The sequence below is a fragment of the Streptomyces sp. NPDC020742 genome (assembly GCF_040641675.1).
Classification (GTDB): domain Bacteria; phylum Actinomycetota; class Actinomycetes; order Streptomycetales; family Streptomycetaceae; genus Streptomyces.
The window spans coordinates 122,111-142,834 of sequence record NZ_JBFAEA010000010.1; the positions used below are offsets into that span (position 1 = coordinate 122,111).

Annotated in this window: 15 protein-coding genes; 8 read left to right on the forward strand and 7 right to left on the reverse strand. The window is 71.1% G+C overall.

Annotated elements, in window-relative coordinates:
* Positions 1–24: 24 nt before the first annotated feature.
* On the reverse strand, positions 25–1,284 hold the full coding sequence (locus AB0G84_RS19360) for a site-2 protease family protein (RefSeq protein WP_361321719.1): 1,260 nt from the start codon (positions 1,282–1,284) through the stop codon (positions 25–27).
* A 200-nt stretch (positions 1,285–1,484) separates the two neighbouring features.
* Here AB0G84_RS19360 and AB0G84_RS19365 point away from each other — a divergent pair, with 200 nt between their 5' ends.
* Positions 1,485–2,396: a RecB family exonuclease gene (locus tag AB0G84_RS19365; protein ID WP_361321721.1), complete on the forward strand. Its 912-nt coding sequence runs from the start codon at positions 1,485–1,487 to the stop codon at positions 2,394–2,396.
* A 41-nt stretch (positions 2,397–2,437) separates the two neighbouring features.
* Entirely contained in the window at positions 2,438–3,109 is a 672-nt protein-coding gene (locus AB0G84_RS19370; RefSeq protein WP_361321723.1) for a response regulator transcription factor, read from the forward strand.
* An 80-nt stretch (positions 3,110–3,189) separates the two neighbouring features.
* Here the strand turns inward: AB0G84_RS19370 and AB0G84_RS19375 are convergent, their stop codons facing one another.
* From AB0G84_RS19375 to metH, 4 genes are all read right to left on the reverse strand, one after another.
* Complete coding sequence (locus tag AB0G84_RS19375) at positions 3,190–4,788, reverse strand: ABC transporter substrate-binding protein (RefSeq protein WP_361321725.1); 1,599 nt, start codon at positions 4,786–4,788, stop codon at positions 3,190–3,192.
* 108 nt (positions 4,789–4,896) lie between these two features.
* Entirely contained in the window at positions 4,897–6,504 is a 1,608-nt protein-coding gene (locus AB0G84_RS19380) for an ABC transporter substrate-binding protein (protein ID WP_361321727.1), read from the reverse strand.
* A gap of 362 nt (positions 6,505–6,866) precedes the next feature.
* Positions 6,867–7,580, reverse strand: coding sequence for an HAD family phosphatase (locus AB0G84_RS19385; RefSeq protein WP_361321729.1), 714 nt, complete (start codon positions 7,578–7,580; stop codon positions 6,867–6,869).
* 278 nt (positions 7,581–7,858) lie between these two features.
* Positions 7,859–11,368: a methionine synthase gene (metH, locus tag AB0G84_RS19390; RefSeq protein ID WP_361321731.1), complete on the reverse strand. Its 3,510-nt coding sequence runs from the start codon at positions 11,366–11,368 to the stop codon at positions 7,859–7,861.
* Positions 11,369–11,640: 272 nt separating this feature from the next.
* Here metH and AB0G84_RS19395 point away from each other — a divergent pair, with 272 nt between their 5' ends.
* The 6 genes from AB0G84_RS19395 (at position 11,641) to AB0G84_RS19420 (ending at position 18,717) form a co-directional block, all read left to right on the forward strand.
* Entirely contained in the window at positions 11,641–12,405 is a 765-nt protein-coding gene (locus tag AB0G84_RS19395) for an IclR family transcriptional regulator (protein ID WP_361321733.1), read from the forward strand.
* A gap of 228 nt (positions 12,406–12,633) precedes the next feature.
* Complete coding sequence (locus tag AB0G84_RS19400) at positions 12,634–13,422, forward strand: MIP/aquaporin family protein (RefSeq protein ID WP_361321735.1); 789 nt, start codon at positions 12,634–12,636, stop codon at positions 13,420–13,422.
* A 48-nt stretch (positions 13,423–13,470) separates the two neighbouring features.
* Positions 13,471–15,012, forward strand: coding sequence for a glycerol kinase GlpK (glpK, locus tag AB0G84_RS19405; RefSeq protein WP_361321737.1), 1,542 nt, complete (start codon positions 13,471–13,473; stop codon positions 15,010–15,012).
* Positions 15,013–15,025: 13 nt separating this feature from the next.
* On the forward strand, positions 15,026–16,630 hold the full coding sequence (locus AB0G84_RS19410) for a glycerol-3-phosphate dehydrogenase/oxidase (protein WP_361321739.1): 1,605 nt from the start codon (positions 15,026–15,028) through the stop codon (positions 16,628–16,630).
* A gap of 317 nt (positions 16,631–16,947) precedes the next feature.
* Positions 16,948–17,985 carry a hypothetical protein gene (locus AB0G84_RS19415; protein WP_361321741.1) on the forward strand — a complete coding sequence of 346 codons (1,038 nt, stop codon included), beginning with the start codon at positions 16,948–16,950 and terminating at the stop codon, positions 17,983–17,985.
* Between the two features lie 60 nt (positions 17,986–18,045).
* Positions 18,046–18,717, forward strand: a complete 672-nt coding sequence (locus AB0G84_RS19420; RefSeq protein ID WP_361321743.1) for a FadR/GntR family transcriptional regulator — start codon at positions 18,046–18,048, stop codon at positions 18,715–18,717.
* A gap of 121 nt (positions 18,718–18,838) precedes the next feature.
* Here AB0G84_RS19420 and AB0G84_RS19425 read toward each other — a convergent pair whose 3' ends face one another.
* Positions 18,839–19,696, reverse strand: coding sequence for an amidohydrolase family protein (locus tag AB0G84_RS19425; protein WP_361321745.1), 858 nt, complete (start codon positions 19,694–19,696; stop codon positions 18,839–18,841).
* Between the two features lie 20 nt (positions 19,697–19,716).
* Positions 19,717–20,718 (reverse strand): aldo/keto reductase, encoded by a 1,002-nt coding sequence (locus AB0G84_RS19430; protein ID WP_361321747.1) that lies wholly within the window; start codon positions 20,716–20,718, stop codon positions 19,717–19,719.
* Between the last annotated feature and the right edge of the window lie 6 nt (positions 20,719–20,724).

The window sequence follows — 20,724 nt, forward strand, 5'->3', positions numbered from 1 at the left end:
GGGACGGCCGCGGGGCGGTGCGGATCAGGAGGTGCGGGCCATGGCGGAGACGAAGGCGCGTTCGACGTCGGCGGTGGACAGCACGCCGTAGATCTCGCCGGTCTCCTCGACGACGAGGTACTCGGTGGCCGGGGTGGCGCGGAGGTATTCGAGGAGGTCCTCGCCGGCGAGTTCGGCCGAGACCCGCATTCCGTCCTTGAGCTCCTGGGCGAGGGTGCCCACGGCGACCCAGGGGCGGCGGTGGTCGGGGACGCCGACGATGGCGGCCTCCCGCACGAGGGCGGTGGGGCTGCCCTGGGGGTCGACGACGACCAGGGCGCGGGCACCAGCGTCGTTGGCGCGGCGCAGCGCCTCGGAGAGCGGGGTGGTGGTCTCGACGGGGACCGCGCGCCGGGTCAGGGTGCGGGCGGTGAGGTCGGGCAGCCGCTCGCGCAGCCGGGCCATCCGCAGGCTGTTGCCGGCGCCGGTCCAGATGATCGCGGCGAGGATCGCGGCGAGCAGGGCGTCGGTGAGCGAGTCCGCGCCGCCGATCTCCGGGCGGGCGTTGCCCAGCGCACCGGTGTGGGTCAGCAGCGGCAGGCCGATCAGGACCGTGACGGCGAGCGCCCGGCCGACCCAGGCGGCGGCGACGGTGCCGGTCATGGCGTTGCCGGTGACCTTCCAGACGACGGCGCGCAGCATCCGGCCGCCGTCCAGCGGCAGACCCGGCAGCAGGTTGAAGATCGCGACGATCAGGTTGGAGATCATCAAGCCGGCCAGCAGGACGCCGGGGACGGTGCCGGGATCGACCAGCTGCATCCCGGCGTAGAAGACCCCGGCGAGGACGAGGGAGAGCAGCGGGCCGACGAAGGCGAGCACGAACTCCCGGCCGGGGCTCTCGCTCTCCTTCTCTATCTCCGAGACGCCGCCGAAGAACTGCAGCTGGATGCGGCGCACCGGCAGCTTGAAGCGCAGCGCGGCGACGGTGTGGGCCAGCTCGTGGACGAGCACCGAGGCGTAGAAGGCGACCGCGAAGAAGAGCGAGACGAGGTAGCGCGCGGCGCCGAGTTCGGGCAGGACGCGCTCCAGTTGGCCGCCGAAGACCCAGGTGATCAGGGCCGCGACCAGGAACCAGCTGGGGGCGACGTAGACCGGTACGCCGAAGGGACGGCCCATCAGGATGCCGCCGCCGGTGCTCTTTCTGCCGGGCCCAGGCGCCTTGGGGCCGTCGGCACCCTTGGGCGGCCCGGGCGGCTGGTGCCGCGCGGACTCCTCGGGGTCCTGCGGCTTCCCGCTGTCGTCCACGGTGTGGCGTCCCCTCATCGAATACGGCATGCGCCCCTGCTCGGCCTGATATATCGATCATGCAGGGCGAAGGGGTCCGGCGTCGATGGTATGCGGAGTGCGGGTCCCTTTACGCTGCGGGCCCGTGCCCGGCGCGGGCCGGCCGCCGCCCGCCTGGCCCGTCCGCGCCGTGTCAGTGGCGGGCCGTAGGGTTCTGTGGCATGGGATGGAGCACGGAGCAGGACGGGGCGGGCACCCAGGGTGCACAGGACGGGGAGCCGGCGCGGCCGCCGGCGGCGCTGTCGCCGTCGCGGGCGAGCGATTTCATGCAGTGCCCGCTGCTGTACCGCTTCCGGGTGATCGACAAGCTGCCGGAGCAGCCGAGCGCGGCGGCGACCCGGGGCACGGTCGTGCACGCCGTGCTGGAGCGGCTCTTCGATGCGCCGGCGACGCAGCGGACGGCGGCCGGGGCGCGCGCGATGGTGCCCGGCGAGTGGGAGAAGCTGCTGGCCAAGCGGCCGGAGCTGGCCGGGCTGTTCGCTGAGGACGCGGACGGTGAGCAGCTGGCGGCCTGGCTGGCGGAGGCCGAGGCGCTGGTGGAGCGGTGGTTCACGCTGGAGGACCCGACGCGACTGGAGCCGGCGGACCGCGAGCTGTACGTCGAGACGGTGCTGGATTCCGGGCTGCGGCTGCGCGGGTTCATCGACCGGGTGGATGTGGCACCGACCGGCGAGGTGCGGATCGTCGACTACAAGACCGGCAAGGCGCCGCGGCCGCAGTTCGCCGAGGGCGCGCTGTTCCAGATGAAGTTCTACGCGCTGGTGCTGTGGCGGCTGCGCGGGGTGCTGCCGCGGCGGCTGCAGCTGGTCTATCTGGGCAGCGGCGACGTGCTGACGTACGACCCGGGTGAGGCCGATCTGCGGGCCGTGGAGCGGAAGTTGCTGGCGCTGTGGGAGGCGATCCGGACGGCGACGGAGACCGGTGACTGGCGGCCGCGGCCGACGAAGCTGTGCGGCTGGTGCGACCACCGGGCGCACTGTCCGGAATTCGGCGGCACTCCCCCGGTGTATCCGCTCCAGGTGCGCCCCAGGGACGCCGACAAGGCGCCACAGGGCAGAATGGGAGCGATCTAGCCTGTCCGGGCGTATCGAACGGGCGTAACGAAGGAGAGCTCGTGGCCATCCGCGTCCTGCTGGTCGACGACCAGCCCCTGCTGCGTACGGGATTCCGGATGATTCTGGAGGCGGAGCAGGATGTGGCCGTCGTCGGGGAGGCGGGTGACGGCCTGCAGGCGCTGGAGCAGGTGCGGGCGCTGCAGCCCGATGTGGTGCTGATGGACATCCGGATGCCCCGGATGGACGGGGTCGAGGCGACCCGGCAGATCACCGGTCCGGCGAAGGACGGCCCGGCCAAGGTGCTGGTGCTGACGACCTTCGACCTGGACGAGTACGTCGTCGAGGCGCTACGGGCGGGGGCCAGCGGCTTCCTGCTGAAGGACGCGCCGGCCCATGAGCTGGTGCAGGCGATCCGGGTGGTGGCGGCCGGCGAGGCGATGCTGGCGCCGAGCATCACCCGCCGGCTGCTGGACAAGTACGCCGGGCACCTGCCGTCGGGCGAGGAGCCGGTGCCGGACACCCTGCACACCCTCACCGAGCGCGAGGTGGAGGTCCTCAAGCTGGTGGCGCGCGGGCTGTCCAATGCGGAGATCGCCGCCGACCTGTTCGTGAGCGAGACGACCGTCAAGACCCATGTCGGGCATGTGCTGACGAAGCTGGGGCTGCGGGACCGGGTGCAGGCGGCGGTCTATGCGTACGAGAGCGGGCTGGTGCGCCCCGGCGCCCAGTAGGCGGCAGCGGGCGCGCCGAAACGGCGGGGCCGGCCCGGGATTTCCCCGGACCGGCCCCGCCGTCGTGTGGGCGCCGCCCGTCAGGCGTCGGCCGCCTTGCTGATCTCCCAGAACCGGAAGACGGTCGAGGCGTCCAGGGTCCACTCCAGGCCGGAGACGCCGTTGCGGGCCACCGCGTACTGCTTGCCCTGCCATATCGGGATGACCGGCACGTCCTTGGCGACGATGTCCTGCAGCGCGCGGAAGTCGGTCTTGGTGGCGCCGCGGTCCTGCTGGTCGGCCGTCTTCGGCAGCAGCCGGCCGCTGATCTCCGGCGAGCTGTAGTGGTTGGCGAGGACGCTGTCCTTGCCGAAGAACGGCTGGGTGAAGTTGTCCGGGTCCGGGTAGTCGGGCACCCAGCCCCGCACATAGACGCCGAACCGGCCGTCGGAGACGCCCTTGTCGTAGTCCTCGGTGGGCACCGAGCGCACCTTGGCGTCGAACAGGCCGCTGGCGTTGAGCTGTTGGGCGATCTCCTCGAAGGCGGCGACGGTGCCCGGGCCGAACCGGTCGGGGGTGGCCCACAGCGTGAGCGGCACCTTGCGGTCGAAGCCCGCGGCACGCAGCGCCTGCTTGGCCTTCTCCGGCTGCGGGCGGTCGCCGTAGGCGTTGAAGAAGGAGGTGCTGTGGCCCGTGATGCCGGCCGGGACGACGGAGTACAGCGGCTCGGCGGTGCGCTGGTAGACGTCCCGGACGAGGGTGGAGCGGTCCAGGAGGTAGGCGACCGCCTTGCGGACGCCCAGCTTGCCGGCCACCGGGTCCTTGAGGTTGAAGACCAGGTGCATGACCTCGGCGCTGCCGCCCTCGATGACCTGGGTGCCGTGCTGCTGCTTCAGCGAGGCGTTGCCCAGGTGGGCGATGTCCTTCATGGCCAGGCCGCGGTAGGCCAGGTCGACGTCGCCGCCCTGGACGGCCTTCTTGAGCTTGTCGCTGCTGCGGAAGAACTTCACGGTCATCCCGGAGTTCTTGACCTTGGCGGGGCCCTTGTAGGAGCCGTTGACCCCGAAGGCCGCCTGGTCGCGGCTGTAGTCCTTGAGGGTGTAGACGCCGGAGCCGACGGCCTTGCCGTCGGTACGCAGCCGGTCGGCGGGGTACTGGGTGTGGTCGACGATGGAGCCGGCGCCCGAGGCGATCTTCATCGGGAAGGTGGCATCCGCTGCCTTGAGGCGGAAGACCACGGTCTTGGCGTCCGGCGTCTCGACCTTGTCGAGTGCCGAGAACATCACCGCGGGGCCGTTCTTGTCCTTGATCCGCTTGGTGCGGTCGAAGGAGAACTTGACGTCCTTCGAGGTCAGCGGGTCACCGTTGCTGAACTTGAGGCCGTCCTTGAGGGTGCAGCGGTAGACCTTGCTACCGGCGTCGGTGAAGTCGCAGCTCTTGGCCGCCTCGGGCTCGGGGGTGGTGCCGCCCTTGGGGAAGCTGAGCAGCGACTGGAACACGTTGTTGAACAGCAGCCAGGATCCGGGGTCGTAACCGGCCGCCGGGTCGGTGGCCTTGACACCGTCCGTCGTTCCCATCACCACGGGTTCACCGTGGCCGGCCGCTCCCGAGTCGTCCGTGCCGCACCCGGCGAGCGCGAGCAGGGCTGTGGTCAGCCCCGCTCCGATCGGGGCGGCCAACCACTGGTCACGCTTCCTCACTGAACGGTCCTCACGATCTGGGTGGTGCCTGTCGGGCCGCGGCGGCAGTGCCGCGGCGGTGCGGTGTGCGGTGTCGCGGGTCGTACGGTGTCGCGGGTGGTGCGCGGGTCAGTCGGAGACGCCGCGGCCGAGCTCCCAGATCTGCAGCCCCGAAGCCGCGTTGAGGGCCCATGAGATGCCGGTGATGTCATCGTGGGCGGCGACGTACTGCTTGCCCTGCCACAGCGGGAGGACCGGGACGTCGTCGGCGAAGATGTCCTGCACCTGCTTGAAGTCGGCGGCGGCGGCGTTGCGGTCGGACTGCTGGCGGCTGGCCGGGATCAGCTGCGACTCGATCTTGCCGTTGCGGTACGGCGAGCCCAGGAAGTTCTGCTTGCCGATGAACGGTGCGATGTAGTTGTCGGCGTCCGGGATGTCGGGGAACCAGCCCATGCTGTAGACGCTGTACTTGCCGGCCACGGCGTCGGTGCGGTACTGCTGCCAGCTGTCGATGCCCTTGACGCTCACGTCGAACAGCTTGGTGCTGTTGAACTGCTGCTGCAGGGCACGGACCTCCTTGACGGTGCTGGAGCCGTAGTGGCTGGTGGTGTAGGTGAGGGTGAACTTCACCGGGGTGGTGATGTTCGCGTCCCGCAGCGTCTTGCGGGCGGCGGCGACGTTGGGGTTCCCGTACTTGTTGAAGAACGAGTTGATGTGGCCGGTGAGGCCGGTGGGAACCATCGAGAAGAGCGGGTCACCGGTGTACGCGTAGATGTTGCGCACCAGGTCCGAGCGGTTGACGACCTGCGCCATCGCCTGCCGCACGGCCTTGTTGGAGACCGCGGGGTCCTTGGTGTTGAAGGCGAGGTACCGGATCTCCTGACCGGTCATCGTCTGCAGCGTGATGTGACTGTCCCGCGCGTTCTCCAGGCCCTGGACCTGACTGGGCGACAGACCGCGGTTCATCAGGTCGATGTCGCCCTTGCGCAGCGCCCGCTCGGTGTCGGCGGAGTCGGCGTAGAAGCGCATCTCCACCTTGTCGTTGTGCGTCTTGAGCCCGCCCTGGTAGGAGGGGTTCTTGGTGAAGAGGGCCTTGGCGATGTGGTTGCCGCTGCGCTCTGCCTTGACGGTGTACGGCCCGGAGCCGACCACGTTGAAGCCGCTGTAGAGGTGGCCCTTGGGGTAGACCTGGGAGTCGACGATCGCCGCGGCGGGCGTGGTGAGCTTCTGCGGGAAGGTGGCGTCGGGCTTGCTGAGGTGGAACACCACCTCGGTGTCGCTGGGCGCCTCGACCTTGTCGATGTCGTCGAGCAGCGAGACCGGGCCGTTGGTGTTGTTGATGGTCTTCATGCGCTCGATGGAGAACTTCACGTCCTGGGCCGTCAGGGCGTGCCCGTTCGAGAACTTCAGGCCCTTGCGCAGGGTGCAGCGGTACTGCTCGTTCTGGGTGTCGCGGAACCCGCAGGATTCGGCCGCGTCCGGCACCGGCGCGGTACCGCTGCGCGGCAGCCGCATCAGGGTCTGCAGGGTCGCCCGCATGACGTTCCACGCGTCGACGTCGTAGGCCTGTGCCGGGTCCAGTGGGGCGGGCGCGGACTTGGTGGCCTCGATGTGGGTGGCCACCCCCACGACGATCGGATCGCCGCCGTCGCCCGCGTCGTCCGAGCTACCGCAGGCAGCGAGAACGGGGGCGAGGAGACCGGCCAGCGCCGGCAGCACCAGGGTCTTGCGATTCATCGTCGACAGGTTCCTTATCAGCGCAGCGGTGTTGCTCGCGTCGAGATTAGTAGGAACGGCCAGCCGCGCTGGGACACAAAGGAGTTGTATCGATATGGCTCTCGGATAACGACGGCACGGGGATCGATATCCGGACGCCGGAACGATTCGCGCGTTGCTCCACCAATCCGGACACTTACCCCCGTAGAAACCACCGAAGAGAGCCCCTGGAACACCTGTCGGGCCGCCTGTCGACGGCACGGCACGTGAGAAACGTCACGCATTCTGGGAACCGCGTGGGTGCACCAATTCGGTCAGCGCATTCGTCACGGAAAATGAGCGGCCCGTTCCGCACAGTTCGGCCGAGTTTCTCCGCGACACGCTCAGTGCACGCTGCCGCGGCTTTCCGTGATGAGCGCCCGGAGAAATGGAAGATCGACTTCTTCCAGCGAGCGGACGACCGTACGGCCCGCCGCGGGCGGGACCGGCGTCACCGAGGGCACCACGACGACCGGGCAGCCGGCCGCCTCACCGGCCGTCACACCGGTCAGGGTGTCCTCGACGACCGCACAGCACGCGGGGTCCACCCCCAGCCGCGCGGCGGCGGTCAGATAGGGGTCGGGGTGCGGCTTGGTGCGGGCCAGGTCATCGCCCGCGAGGGTCAGCCGGAAGTTCTCCGGGCCGAGCGAGTACAGCATCTGGTCGACGATGGCGCGGTGCGAGGCGGAGACCAGCGCGGCCGGCACCTCATGGGCGGCCAGCTCGGTCAGCAGCCGGCGGGCGCCCGGCATCAGCGGGACACCGCGCCGGATTCGGGCCAGGAACGCGGCGTTGAGCAGCACGCTCAGCTCGGTCAGGCTGATGTCGACGCCGGTGGCCTGAATCAGATAGGTGGCGCTGCGGCTCATCGGGCCGCCGACCACCACCTCGCGGTGGTCGTCGTCCAGGATGTGGCCCATCTCGGCGAAGACCTCGGCCTCCGCCTCCCACCAGAACCCCTCGGTGTCGACGAGCGTGCCGTCGAGGTCGAGGAAGACGGCCTGGAGGGTCGCGGGTTCGGCCGTCCGGGTGCCGACTGCGGGGATGCTGCTGGTCATCCATCCACCTCCACTGCGAGGGTCCCCGAAGGGACGAAAGGGCCGGTCGCCCTCCCCGGCTAAGGGGAACGACCGGCCACTACCGGACCGACCAGTGTACGACGGTCCGCGGCGGAACGGATGGTGATGCAGGTCAGGGGCCGTCCGGAAGGTCTCCGGACGGCCCCTGGGGCGACCACACAGCGTGGCCGCCGGGGTGCGCTGCGACGGCGGCAGCGGGGCCGGCCCGCGTCCGTGGGCACGGGTCTGCACCCGGGGCGTGCCCCCGCGGCGGGCGCCTACCGCGCGTTGAAGTACTTCGCCTCCGGGTGGTGGATGACGAGGGCGTCCGTGGACTGCTCCGGGTGGAGCTGGAACTCCTCGGAGAGCTGGACGCCGATCCGCTCCGGCTTCAGGAGGTCGGCGATCTTGGCCCGGTCCTCCAGGTCGGGGCAGGCACCGTAGCCCAGCGAGAAGCGCGCGCCGCGGTACTTGAGCGCGAACATGTCCTCGACGTCGTCCGGGTCCTCGCCGCCGAAGCCCAGCTCGGCGCGGACCCGGGCGTGCCAGTACTCGGCCAGCGCCTCGGCCAGCTGGACCGACAGGCCGTGCAGTTCGAGGTAGTCGCGGTAGGAGTTGGACTCGAAGAGCTCGGCGGTGGCGGCGCCGATCTTCGAGCCGACGGTGACGACCTGGAGGCCGACGACGTCGGTCTCGCCGGACTCCTCCGGGCGGAAGTAGTCCGCCAGGCACAGCCGCCGCCCGCGGCGCTGGCGCGGGAAGGTGAAGCGGGTCAGTTCGGAGCCGTCCTCGTGCAGCAGGATCAGGTCCTCGCCCTTGGACACGCAGGGGAAGTAGCCGTGGACGACGGCCGCCTCCAGGAGGTTCTCGGTCTGCAGCTTGTCGAGCCAGCCGCGCAGCCGGGGGCGGCCCTCGCTCTCCACCAGCTCCTCGTACGTCGGGCCGTCGCCGGTGCGCGCCTGCTTCAGGCCCCACTGCCCCTTGAACAGCGCGCCCTCGTCCAGCCAGGAGGCGTAGTCCGCGAGCTGGATGCCCTTGACGACCCGGGTGCCCCAGAACGGCGGGGTCGGCACCGGGTTGTCGGTGGCGACGTCGGAGCGCACCGAGCCCTCGGGCTCCTCGGTCTCCGGCACCGCGATGTCCCGCTTGGGCACCCGGCGCTGCTTGAGCTCGGGGAGGGTCGCGCCGGGCACCCCGCGCTTGACGGCGATCAGCGCGTCCATCAGGCGCAGGCCCTCGAACGCATCGCGGGCGTAGCGGACTTCGCCCTCGTAGATCTCATGCAGGTCCTGCTCGACGTAGGCCCGGGTGAGGGCCGCGCCGCCCAGGATGACGGGGAAGTCGGCCGCCATCTTGCGCTGGTTGAGCTCCTCGAGGTTCTCCTTCATGATCACCGTGGACTTGACCAGGAGCCCGGACATGCCGATGACGTCGGCCCGGTGCTCCTCGGCGGCCTCCAGGATCGCCGCAACCGGCTGCTTGATACCGAGGTTGACGACGTTGTAGCCGTTGTTGGAGAGGATGATGTCGACGAGGTTCTTGCCGATGTCGTGGACGTCGCCGCGGACGGTGGCCAGCACGATCGTGCCCTTGCCCTCGTCGTCGGACTTCTCCATGTGCGGCTCCAGGTAGGCCACCGCGCTCTTCATGACCTCGGCGGACTGCAGCACGAACGGCAGCTGCATCTGGCCGGAGCCGAACAGCTCACCGACGACCTTCATGCCCTCCAGGAGGGTGTCGTTGACGATGTCGAGGGCGGGGCGGCCCTGGAGCGCCTCGTCGAGGTCGGCCTCCAGGCCGTTCTTCTCCCCGTCGATGATCCGCCGCTGGAGCCGCTCCTCCAGCGGCAGCGCCAGCAACTCCTCCGTCTTGCCGGCCTTCAGCGACGAGGCGGTGGCACCCTCGAAGAGCTCCATCAGCTTCTGCAGCGGGTCGTAGCCCTCGGTGCGGCGGTCGTGGATCAGGTCGAGCGCGGCCTGGACCTGCTCCTCGTCCAGCCGGGCGATCGGCAGGATCTTGGAGGCGTGCACGATGGCGGAGTCCAGGCCGGCCTTGACGCACTCGTCCAGGAAGACGGAGTTGAGGACGATCCGGGCGGCCGGGTTGAGGCCGAAGGAGATGTTCGACAGGCCCAGCGTGGTCTGGACGTCGGGGTGCCGCTTCTTCAGCTCCCGGATGGCCTCGATGGTGTGCACGCCGTCCTTGCGGGACTCCTCCTGACCGGTACAGATGGTGAAGGTCAGACAGTCGATGAGGATGTCGGACTCGTGGATGCCCCAGTTGCCGGTCAGGTCGGCGATCAGCCGCTCGGCGATGGCGACCTTGTGCTCGGTGGTACGGGCCTGGCCCTCCTCGTCGATGGTGAGCGCGATCAGCGCCGCGCCGTGCTCGGCGGCCAGCGCGGTGACCTTCGCGAAGCGGGACTCGGGGCCGTCGCCGTCCTCGTAGTTGACGGAGTTGATGACGGCCCGCCCGCCGAGCTTCTCCAGGCCGGCCTGGAGGACGGCGATCTCCGTGGAGTCCAGGACGATCGGCAGGGTGGAGGCGGTGGCGAAGCGGCCGGCCAGCTCCTCCATGTCGGCGACGCCGTCCCGGCCCACGTAGTCGACGCACAGGTCGAGCATGTGGGCGCCCTCGCGGATCTGGTCGCGGGCCATCTCCACGCAGTCGTCCCAGCGGCCGGCCAGCATCGCCTCGCGGAACTTCTTCGACCCGTTGGCGTTGGTGCGCTCGCCGATGGCCAGGTACGAGGTGTCCTGGCGGAACGGCACCGTCTGGTAGAGGGAGGCGGCGCCCGGCTCGGGGCGCGCCTCGCGCGGGGTGGGGGCGGTGCCGCGAACCCGCTCGACCACCTGGCGCAGGTGCTCGGGGGTGGTGCCGCAGCAGCCGCCGACCAGGGACAGGCCGTACTCGGCGACGAAGGTCTCCTGGGCGTCGGCCAGCTCGCCGGGCGTCAGGGGGTAGTGCGCACCGTCCTTGCCCAGCACCGGCAGGCCCGCGTTGGGCATGCAGGAGAGCGGGATCCGGGAGTGGCGGGAGAGGTAGCGCAGGTGCTCGCTCATCTCGGCCGGGCCGGTGGCGCAGTTCAGGCCGATCATGTCGATGCCCAGCGGCTCCAGCGCGGTGAGCGCGGCGCCGATCTCGGAGCCGAGCAGCATGGTGCCGGTGGTCTCGACGGTGACCGAGCAGATGATCGGGAGGTTGGTGCCGGTGGCCGTCAGGGCGCGGCGGGCGCCGAGGATGGCGGCCTTGGTCTGCAGCAGGTCCTGGGTGGTCTCCACCAGGAGCGCGTCGGCGCCGCCGGCGATCATGCCTTCGGCGTTCTGCTGGTAGGCGTCGCGCAGCGTGACGTACGGGGCGTGCCCCAGGGTGGGCAGCTTGGTGCCGGGGCCCATGGAGCCCAGGACGTAGCGCTGCTGGCCGGTCGAGGCGGTGAACTCGTCGGCGACCTCGCGGGCGATCCGGGCGCCGGACTCGGAGAGCTCGAAGACCCGCTCGGGGATCTCGTACTCGGCCAGGGCCGCGAAGTTCGCACCGAAGGTGTTGGTCTCCACGCAGTCGACGCCGACCGCGAAGTACTCCTCGTGGACCGACCGGACGATGTCGGGCCGGGTGACGTTGAGGATCTCGTTGCAGCCCTCCAGCTGCTGGAAGTCCTCCATGGTCGGGTCCTGCGCCTGCAGCATGGTGCCCATCGCGCCGTCGGCCACCACCACGCGGGAGGCCAGTGCCTCCCGGAGGGATGCGACGCGGGACGGATCGATGGGCGATGGCGTGTTCGAGGCCATGGAAGTGCTCCCGTGGTTGCGACGGCTGTCGGCTTTGCACCCTCCTTCAGAGGGCGCACCCGGCCAGCGTAGCTGCCGGCCCGGTACACGTGTTCCCCGTTTCACGCCGTGGACAGCACCGCACCGCTCCCCTTCCACCCCCCTGTCCGGCACGGTCCGTGGCCGTTGGCAGACTCCCGCTTGCCGTGGAACAACGTCCGGTTCGCTGACGGAAGTCGGCATGGGCCGATATCGTTCAGCATTGTCGAACCGCTTACTTCGGAGGTTGCCCGATGGCACGGACCATCCAGTCGCTCGAGCGTGCTGCCGCGATGCTGCGGCTGCTCGCAGGAGGGGAGCGGCGGCTGGGGCTCTCTGACATCTCCTCCGCCCTGGGGCTGGCCAAGGGGACCGCGCACGGGATCCTGCGCACGCTGCAGCAGGAGGGCTTCGTCGAGCAGGACGCGACCTCGGGCCGCTACCAGCTGGGCGCGGAGCTGCTGCGACTGGGCAACAGCTACCTGGACGTGCACGAGCTGCGCGCCCGCGCCCTGGTGTGGACCGACGACCTGGCCCGCTCCAGCGGCGAGGCGGTCTACCTGGGCGTACTGCACCAGCAGGGCGTGCTGATCGTGCACCACGTCTTCCGGCCGGACGACAGCCGGCAGGTGCTGGAGGTGGGCGCGATGCAGCCGCTGCACAGCACCGCACTGGGCAAGGTGCTCTCGGCGTACGACCCGGTGGCGCACAGCGAGGTGGTCGAGGCGGAGCGGGAGGGGTTCACCCCGCGCACAGTGACCGGCCTCGGCGAGTTCGAGGGGCTGCTGGACCTGGCCCGGGCCCGCGGCTGGGCGGCGGACGTGGAGGAGACCTGGGAGGGCGTGGCGTCGGTGGCCGCCCCCATCCACGACCGGCGGCGGATGCCGGTGGGCGCGGTGGGCGTCACGGGGGCGGTGGAGCGGGTCTGCCGCGAGGGGGAAGTGCGGCCGGAAATCATCGCTGCTGTGAGGGATTGCGCACGCGCGGTGTCCCGTGATCTTGGCGCAGGGCGATTCTGACCGGTTTTACCCCTTAAGTTCACCTAAGTTTTTCGCCAAGGAAGCCTTGACGGGGCCCTTACGGTGAACAAAACTGCCGTTCGTCGGTCGGCATTGTCGAACACCTAACGGCAATATTCGCTATGGTGAGGCATTGCCGGTACCGACCACCGCCCTCTCGGAGGGTGCGGACCACCGGACGGGACCCGGGGTTCGTCTTCCCCTGGACGAAGGACAAAGGAGTCGCGGGTGTCCAGCTCCGACATCTTCATCAGCGAGACCATCGGTACCGCTGTTCTGATCTTGCTCGGCGGTGGCGTCTGCGCCGCCGTCACGTTCAAGCGCTCCAAGGCGCACAACGCCGGCTGGGTGGCCATCGCCTTCGGGTGGGGCTTCGCCGTCCTCACGGGTGCCTACATCGCCGTGAAGTCCGGCGCGCACCTCAACCCCGCCGTCACCCTCGGCCTCGCCATCAAGGGCGCCATCCAGTGGAGCCAGGTGCCGGTCTACCTGGCCGGCGAGATGCTCGGCGCCATGATCGGCGCGGCGCTGGTGTGGGTCGTCTACTACGGACAGTTCCGGGCGCATCTGACCGATCCCGAGGTGCTGGCGGACCACTCCACCGAGGAGGGTCTGGTCGACCCGAAGGCCGCCCCCACGGCCGGCCCGGTCCTGGGCATCTTCTCCACCGGCCCGGAGATCCGCAATGCCGTGCAGAACCTCGCCACCGAGATCATCGCGACCACCGTGCTCGTGCTCTCGATCCTCACCCTCGGCCTGAGCGACAACGGCAAGGGCGTCGGCGTCATCGGCACCCTGCTGGTCGCGCTGGTCGTCGTCGGAATCGGCCTGTCGCTGGGCGGTCCGACCGGGTACGCCATCAACCCGGCCCGCGACCTCGGCCCGCGAATCGTCCACGCGCTTCTGCCGCTGCCCAACAAGGGCGGTTCAGACTGGGGCTACGCCTGGATCCCGGTCGTCGGCCCGCTCATCGGCGGTGCCCTCGCCGGAGGCCTCTACCAGGTCGCGTTCGCCTGAGCCGTTCGACCGCCCCGCCGACCGCAGAGACTTCTTGGAGCAGAGACCATGAGCGACACGCACACCACCTCCTCGCACGGCCACGGCCCGTTCATCGCGGCCATCGACCAGGGCACCACCTCCAGCCGCTGCATCGTCTTCGACAAGGACGGCCGGATCGTTTCGGTCGACCAGAAGGAGCACGAGCAGATCTTCCCGAAGCCGGGCTGGGTCGAGCACAACGCGACCGAGATCTGGACCAATGTCCAGCAGGTCGTCGACGGCGCCGTCCAGAAGGCCGGGATCACCGCCGCGGACGTCAAGGCCATCGGCATCACCAACCAGCGCGAGACCACGCTGCTGTGGGACAAGAACACCGGTGAGCCGGTCCACAACGCCATCGTCTGGCAGGACACCCGCACCGACGCCCTGTGCAAGGAGCTCGGACGCAACGTCGGCCAGGACCGCTTCCGCCGCGAGACCGGCCTGCCGCTGGCCTCGTACTTCGCCGGCCCCAAGATCCGCTGGCTGCTCGACAACGTCGAGGGCCTGCGGGAGCGCGCCGAGCGCGGCGAGATCCTCTTCGGCACCATGGACTCCTGGGTCATCTGGAACCTCACCGGCGGCGTCAACGGCGGCCACCACGTCACCGACGTCACCAACGCCTCACGCACCCTCCTGATGAACCTGCACACCCTCCAATGGGACGAGAAGATCCTCGCCTCGATGGACATCCCGGCAACCCTGCTGCCGGAGATCAGGTCCTCGGCCGAGGTCTACGGCACCACCGCCTCGGGCGTGCTGGCCGGCGTTCCGGTCGCCTCCGCCCTCGGTGACCAGCAGGCCGCGCTCTTCGGCCAGACCTGCTTCGAGCAGGGCGAGGCCAAGTCCACGTACGGCACCGGCACCTTCATGCTGATGAACACCGGCCACGAGCCGGTCAACTCCTACAACGGGCTGCTGACCACGGTCGGCTACCGGATCGGCGAGCAGCAGCCGGTCTACGCCCTGGAGGGCTCCATCGCCGTCACCGGCTCGCTCGTCCAGTGGATGCGCGACCAGATGGGCCTGATCAACAGCGCGGCCGAGATCGAGACCCTGGCCAGCACCGTCGAGGACAACGGCGGCGCCTACTTCGTACCGGCCTTCTCCGGCCTGTTCGCCCCGTACTGGCGCTCCGACGCGCGCGGTGTCATCGCGGGCCTGACCCGCTACGTCACCAAGGCGCACATCGCCCGCGCCGTCCTCGAGGCCACCGCCTGGCAGACCCGCGAGATCACCGACGCCATGACCAAGGACTCCGGCGTCGACCTGACCGCACTGAAGGTCGACGGCGGCATGACCTCCAACAACCTGCTGATGCAGACCATCTCGGACTTCCTGGACGCACCCGTGGTGCGCCCGATGGTCGCCGAGACCACCTGCCTCGGCGCAGCCTATGCGGCCGGTCTGGCCGTCGGCTTCTGGTCCAGCACCGACGAGCTGCGCGCCAACTGGCGCCGGGCTGCCGAATGGACCCCCCGCATGGACGCGGCCACCCGTGACCGCGAATACAAGAACTGGCTCAAGGCCGTCGAGCGGACCATGGGCTGGATCGACGACGAGAGCTGACGAGGAGCACATCATGAGCACCCTGCAGAGCGTCCCGGCACTCGGGACGCACCCGGCCCACGGTTCGCACGCGAGCCGCGCCGAAACCCGGGAGCAGCTGTCCAAGGCGACGTACGACCTCCTGGTGATCGGTGGCGGCATCCTGGGCATCTCCACTGCCTGGCACGCCGCGCAGGCCGGGCTGCGGGTGGCCCTGGTGGACGCCGGCGACTTCGCCGGCGCCACCTCCTCCGCCTCCTCCAAGCTGCTGCACGGCGGTCTGCGCTACCTGCAGACCGGTGCGGTCAAGCTGGTGGCGGAGAACCACTTCGAGCGGCGTGCGGTCTCCCGTGACGTGGCACCGCACCTCGCCAACCCCCTGACCTTCTACCTGCCGGTCTACAAGGGCGGCCCGCACGGCGCGGCCAAGCTCGGCGCGGGCGTCTTCGCCTACTCCGCGCTCTCCGCGTTCGGTGACGGCGTCGGCCACGTCATATCCCCGGCCAAGGCGCAGCGCGACGTGCCCGAACTGCGCACCGACAACCTCAAGGCCGTGGCCGTCTACGGCGACGACCAGATGAACGACTCCCGGATGGCCCTGATGACCGTCCGTGCCGCGGTCGCGGCCGGCGCCACGGTCCTCAACCACGCCGAGGTCACCGGTCTGCGCTTCACTCAGGGCCGGGTCACCGGTGCGGAGCTCAAGGACCGCACGGACGGCGAGGAGTTCGGCGTCAACGCCCGCCTGGTGCTCAACGCCACCGGCCCGTGGGTCGACCACCTGCGCAAGATGGAGGACCCGAACGCGGCGCCCTCGATCCGCCTGTCCAAGGGCGCGCACCTGGTCCTCAAGCGCACCGCCCCCTGGAAGGCCGCGCTGGCCACCCCGATCGACAAGTACCGCATCACCTTCGCCCTCCCCTGGGAGGACATGCTGCTGCTCGGCACCACCGACGAGGAGTACGAGGGCGACCCGGCGGACGTCGCGGTCACCGAGAAGGACACCGCCCAGATCCTCGACGAGGCCGCCTTCTCCGTCCGCGACCAGCAGCTCTCCCGCGACCTGATCACCTACTCCTTCGCCGGTCTGCGGGTGCTGCCCGGCGGCCCCGGGGACACCTCCAAGGCCAAGCGGGAGACGGTGGTCACCGAGGGCAGCGGCGGCATGCTGTCGGTCGCCGGCGGCAAGTGGACGACCTTCCGGCACATCGGCCGTACGGTCATGAACAAGCTCGCCGCACTGCCCGGCCACCCGTTGGCCGACGACATGGAGCCGATCGCGCGCCTGCCGAAGAAGCTCCCGCTGCCCGGCATCGCCAACCCGAACGCGGTCGCGCACCGGCTGCTCGTCGACGGCGGCACCCCCGGCCCGCGGATGGCCCCGGAGACCGCGCGGCACCTGGCCACCCACTACGGCTCGCTGTCCTTCGACATCGCCCGGCTGGCGAACGAGGACCCGGCGCTGGCCGAGCGGATCCACCCCGACGCCCCGGAGATCTGGGCGCAGGTGGCCTACGCGCGGGACAACGAGTGGGCCGAGACGGTCGACGACGTGCTGCGCCGCCGCACCACCCTGACCATCCGCGGTCTGGACACCGAGGACGTCCGGGCCAGGGTCAAGGGCATGCTGAACGGCTGACGAACCGTCATGGCACCACGGGTGCCGGATGACGGATGACGAGGGGCGGTCTCCAGGGGAGGCCGCCCCTTCGCCGTGCTTTCGCCGTGCCTTGCCGCCCTTCGCCGTGTCTTGCCGCCCTTCGCCGTGTCTTCGCCGTGCCTTGCCGCCCCTTCGTCGTGCCTTTCGGTCCGCGTTTCCGGTCCTTCTCCGGCGCCCTGTCCATCCCGAGTGCCCGGCGGACGCCGGCCTTCCGGCCGGGGCCGGCGGTGACTGTCGGTGCCGGCTGCGATGATGGGCACCGTTGGGGGCACGGGGAATGAGCACGGGGGACAGTCATGGCTCGGCAACGCTGGAAACGGGTGGGGAAGTGGGCGGCCTGGACCGTCGCCGTCCTGCTCGTACTGCCGCTGACGGTGGCGGCGACGGCGCTGCGCGCCCAGTACGCGGGCGCGGCGGCACCGGAGACCACCACGCGGGGACGGGACGCCTTCTGGCTCGGGCACGCCTGGGTCGACGGGCGGCGGGACGACGCCGATGTGGCGGCGCTGGGCCGCCGGCTGAAGGGCACGGGCATCCGCGATCTGTACGTCCACGCCGGGCCGTTGGAGCACAACGGCACGCTGCCGCCGACCCGTCGGTCCGCTCCGCGGGCGCGCTGGCTGATCGCCGCGGTGCACCGCGTGCTGCCGTCGGTGCGGGTGCACGCCTGGCTGGGCGACCGGCTGGTGTACGCGCCGGACGCGCACGGCGGACTGCGGCTGTCGGACGCCGCGGCCCGCACGGCGATCGTGGCGAGCGCCCGGCAGGTGCTGGCGGAGGGCTTCGCCGGCGTCCATCTGGACCTCGAACCGCTGCACTCCGACAACCAGGACTACCTGCGGCTGCTGGACCGGCTCGGGCCCGCGGTCCACCGCCGGGGCGGGGTGCTGTCCGTGGCGGTCCACCAGATCGATCCGCTGCCCGGGCTGCACCACGTCAGCGGAGCGCTGACCGGCCATCGCAAGTGGCTGTCCCAGCGGTTCTTCGGGCAGGTGGCACGCCGGGTCGACCAGATAGCGCTGATGTCGTACGACACCGGTCTGCCGGCCGAGAGCCTGTACGGCGGCTATGTGGCGCAGCAGACCCGGCTGGCGCTGGAGGCGACCGGACCGCACACCGACCTGCTGATGGGGCTGCCGTTCTTCCACACCGAAGGCATCGGCCACCACGCCTCGGCGGAGACCGTACGCGCCGCGGTGCGGGGCGTACGGCTGGGGCTGAGCCGCGAGGACCCGGGGCGTCGGCGGTTCGGGACGGCGCTGTACGTCGACTTCGCGGCCACCGAGGAGGACTGGGCGGCATACCGCCGTGGCTGGGGCGCGACCGGGTCATAATGAGCCCATACATCGGATGTCTGTGCGGGCGTCCGGGCGGTCCGCAGCGGGGAGGTCGGCATGGCGGTCACCGACGAGGCCATCGAGAAGATCAAGGGCATGATCGTCTCCGGTGCGCTGCGGCCGGGTGACCGGCTGCCGAAGGAGAGCGAGCTGGCGGCCGAGCTGGGGCTGTCCCGCAACTCGCTGCGCGAGGCGGTGCGCGCGCTCTCCCTCATCCGCATCCTGGACGTGCGCCAGGGCGACGGCACCTACGTCACCAGCCTCGATCCGCAGCTCCTGCTGGAGGCCATGAGCTTCGTGGTGGACTTCCACCGCGACGACACCGTGCTGGAGTTCCTGGCCGTCCGCCGGATCCTGGAGCCGGCCGCCACGGCGATGGCGGCCGGCGCGATATCGGCGGACGAACTGGACGCTCTGGAAGCCCAGTTGGACGCGCTGGGGCCGGCCCCCTCGGTGGAGGACCTGGTCGCCTGCGACCTGGAGTTCCACCGCGCGATCGTCGCGGCGTCCGGCAACTCGGTGTTGTGCTCGCTGCTGGAGGGGCTGTCCGGTCCGACCACCCGGGCCCGGATCTGGCGCGGGCTGACGCAGAAGGACGCGGTGGCCCGCACCCTCACCGAGCACCGTGCGATCCTCGGCGCGCTGCGCGACCGCGATGCGGAGGCGGCGCGGGCCTGGGCGACGGTGCACATCGCCAGCGTGGAGCAGTGGCTGCGCTCCACGCTGTGACCCACGCCGGCGGCGGGCTGCCGGGCGACGGCCGGGGCCCGGCGCGCCGCTCCGGGCCGGGTCAGCACCCGTCGCGCGGGAGCCGCCGCGCCCCGGTCGCATACGCCCCCAGCCCGGCCCGTTACCCCAGCGGCCCGGTCCCGTACCTCCCCGGCCCGGTCCGGTACACCCGTGCCGCGGTCCCCCCGAAGACCGCCGCCCGCTCCGCCGGGGTGAGCCGGCCGGTGGCGGCCTCCGCCAGCGCGACGACGTCGTCATAGCCGGCGGCCAGGGTGCACACCGGCCAGTCGGAGCCGAACATCACCCGCTCCGGCCCGAACGTGTCGAGCACATGCCGGGCGTAGGGCAGGATCTGCCGCGGCCGCCAGGTGTCCCAGCCGGCCTCGGTGACCAGCCCGGAGAGCTTGCAGCTGACGTTGGGCAGCGCGGCGAGCGCGGCCAGCGCATCGGCCCAGGGCTGCCACCCGCCCCGAGCGACCGGGGGCTTGCCGGCGTGGTCCAGGACGAACTCCAGCTGCGGCAGGGCCCGTACTGCGGTGTGCGCGGCGGGCAGTTCGCGCGGGGTGACCAGCAGGTCGTAGACCAGCCCGGCGTCGGCCAGGACCGCCAGGCCGCGCAGCACCCCGGGGCGGGTGAGCCAGTCCGGGTCCGGCTCGTCCTGGACCTGGTGGCGGACGCCGACCAGGCCGGCGGGCAGCGCCGCCAGGGTCTCGGCGAGCGCCGGACCGGTCAGATCGACCCAGCCGACGACCCCCGCGACCGGCCCCTCCCCCGCCGCGACGGCCAGCAGTTCGGCGGTCTCCTCGTACGAGGACGACGACTGCACCAGCACGGTGGCGTCGATGCCGTGCCCGGCCAGGTGCGGGAGCAGGTCGTCCTGGGTGTAGCGGCGGCGGATGGGGTCGGCCCAGGGTCCGTCCATCCACGGCTGCCGGCGCCGGGCCGGGTCCCACAGGTGATGATGGGCGTCGATGCGCATCAGGGAGCTCCGGTGCGGACTCAGGCGTTCAGGGGCAGGGGCAGGTCGGGAGCGAGCAGGCCGCGGTCGACGAGCGTGTGCCAGAGCGCGTCGGGCACCGGGTGGCGGAACAGCGCGGCGTTCTCGGCCATCTCCGCCGGGGTCGCGGCGCCCACCACCGCCGCGGCGACGGACGGGTGCCCGAACGGGAAGCGCAGCGCCGCCGCCTTGAGGGGCACCCCGAACTCCGCGCATACCGCACCGAGTTGGCGCGCCCGGCCGACCAGCGCGGAGGGCGCGGGCGCATAGTCGTACGGCGCCCCGGGCGACGGGTCCGCCAGCAGGCCGGAGTTGTAGACCCCGCCGACGACCACAGAGGTGCCGCGCCGCGCGCAGACCGGCAGCAGGTCGTCGAGGGCGGTGCGGTCCAGCAGGGTCCAGCGGCCGGCGCAGAGCACCACGTCCACGTCGAGGTCGGCGACCAGCCGGGCCAGCGGCCCGCTGTGGTTCATCCCGAAGCCGATGGCGCGGACGACCCCCTGGGCGCGCAGTTCGGCCAGCGCCGGGAAGCCGGTCTCGTACACCTCGGGCAGATGGTCCTCGACGTCGTGCAGGTACAGGAGGTCGACGGCGTCCACACCGAGCCGCTCCAGGGACGCCTCCAGGGTGGCCCGGATGCCGTCGCGGGTGTGGTCGCGCACCCGAGCCCGCGCCGGGGTGTCCACGAAGCCCTCAGCGGCGGCCGGTTCCCCCGGCGCGAGCGGCCGCAGCCTGCGACCCACCTTGGTGGCGAGGGTGTAACGGGCCCGGTCGTGGCCGCGCAGCGCCCGCCCCAGCCGTTCCTCGGACAGGCCCAGGCCGTAGTGCGGTGCGGTGTCGAAGTGGCCGGCCCCGGCGGCCAGGGCGGTGTGCACGACGTCCCGGGCCTGCTCCTCGGTGAGCGCGCGGTAGAGGTTGCCCAGCGGGGCGCAGCCCAGGCCCAGCGGGGGGACGGTGACACCGCTGCGCCCCAGCTCCCGCGGCCCGTCAAGGTGGTGTGGCATCGCCGG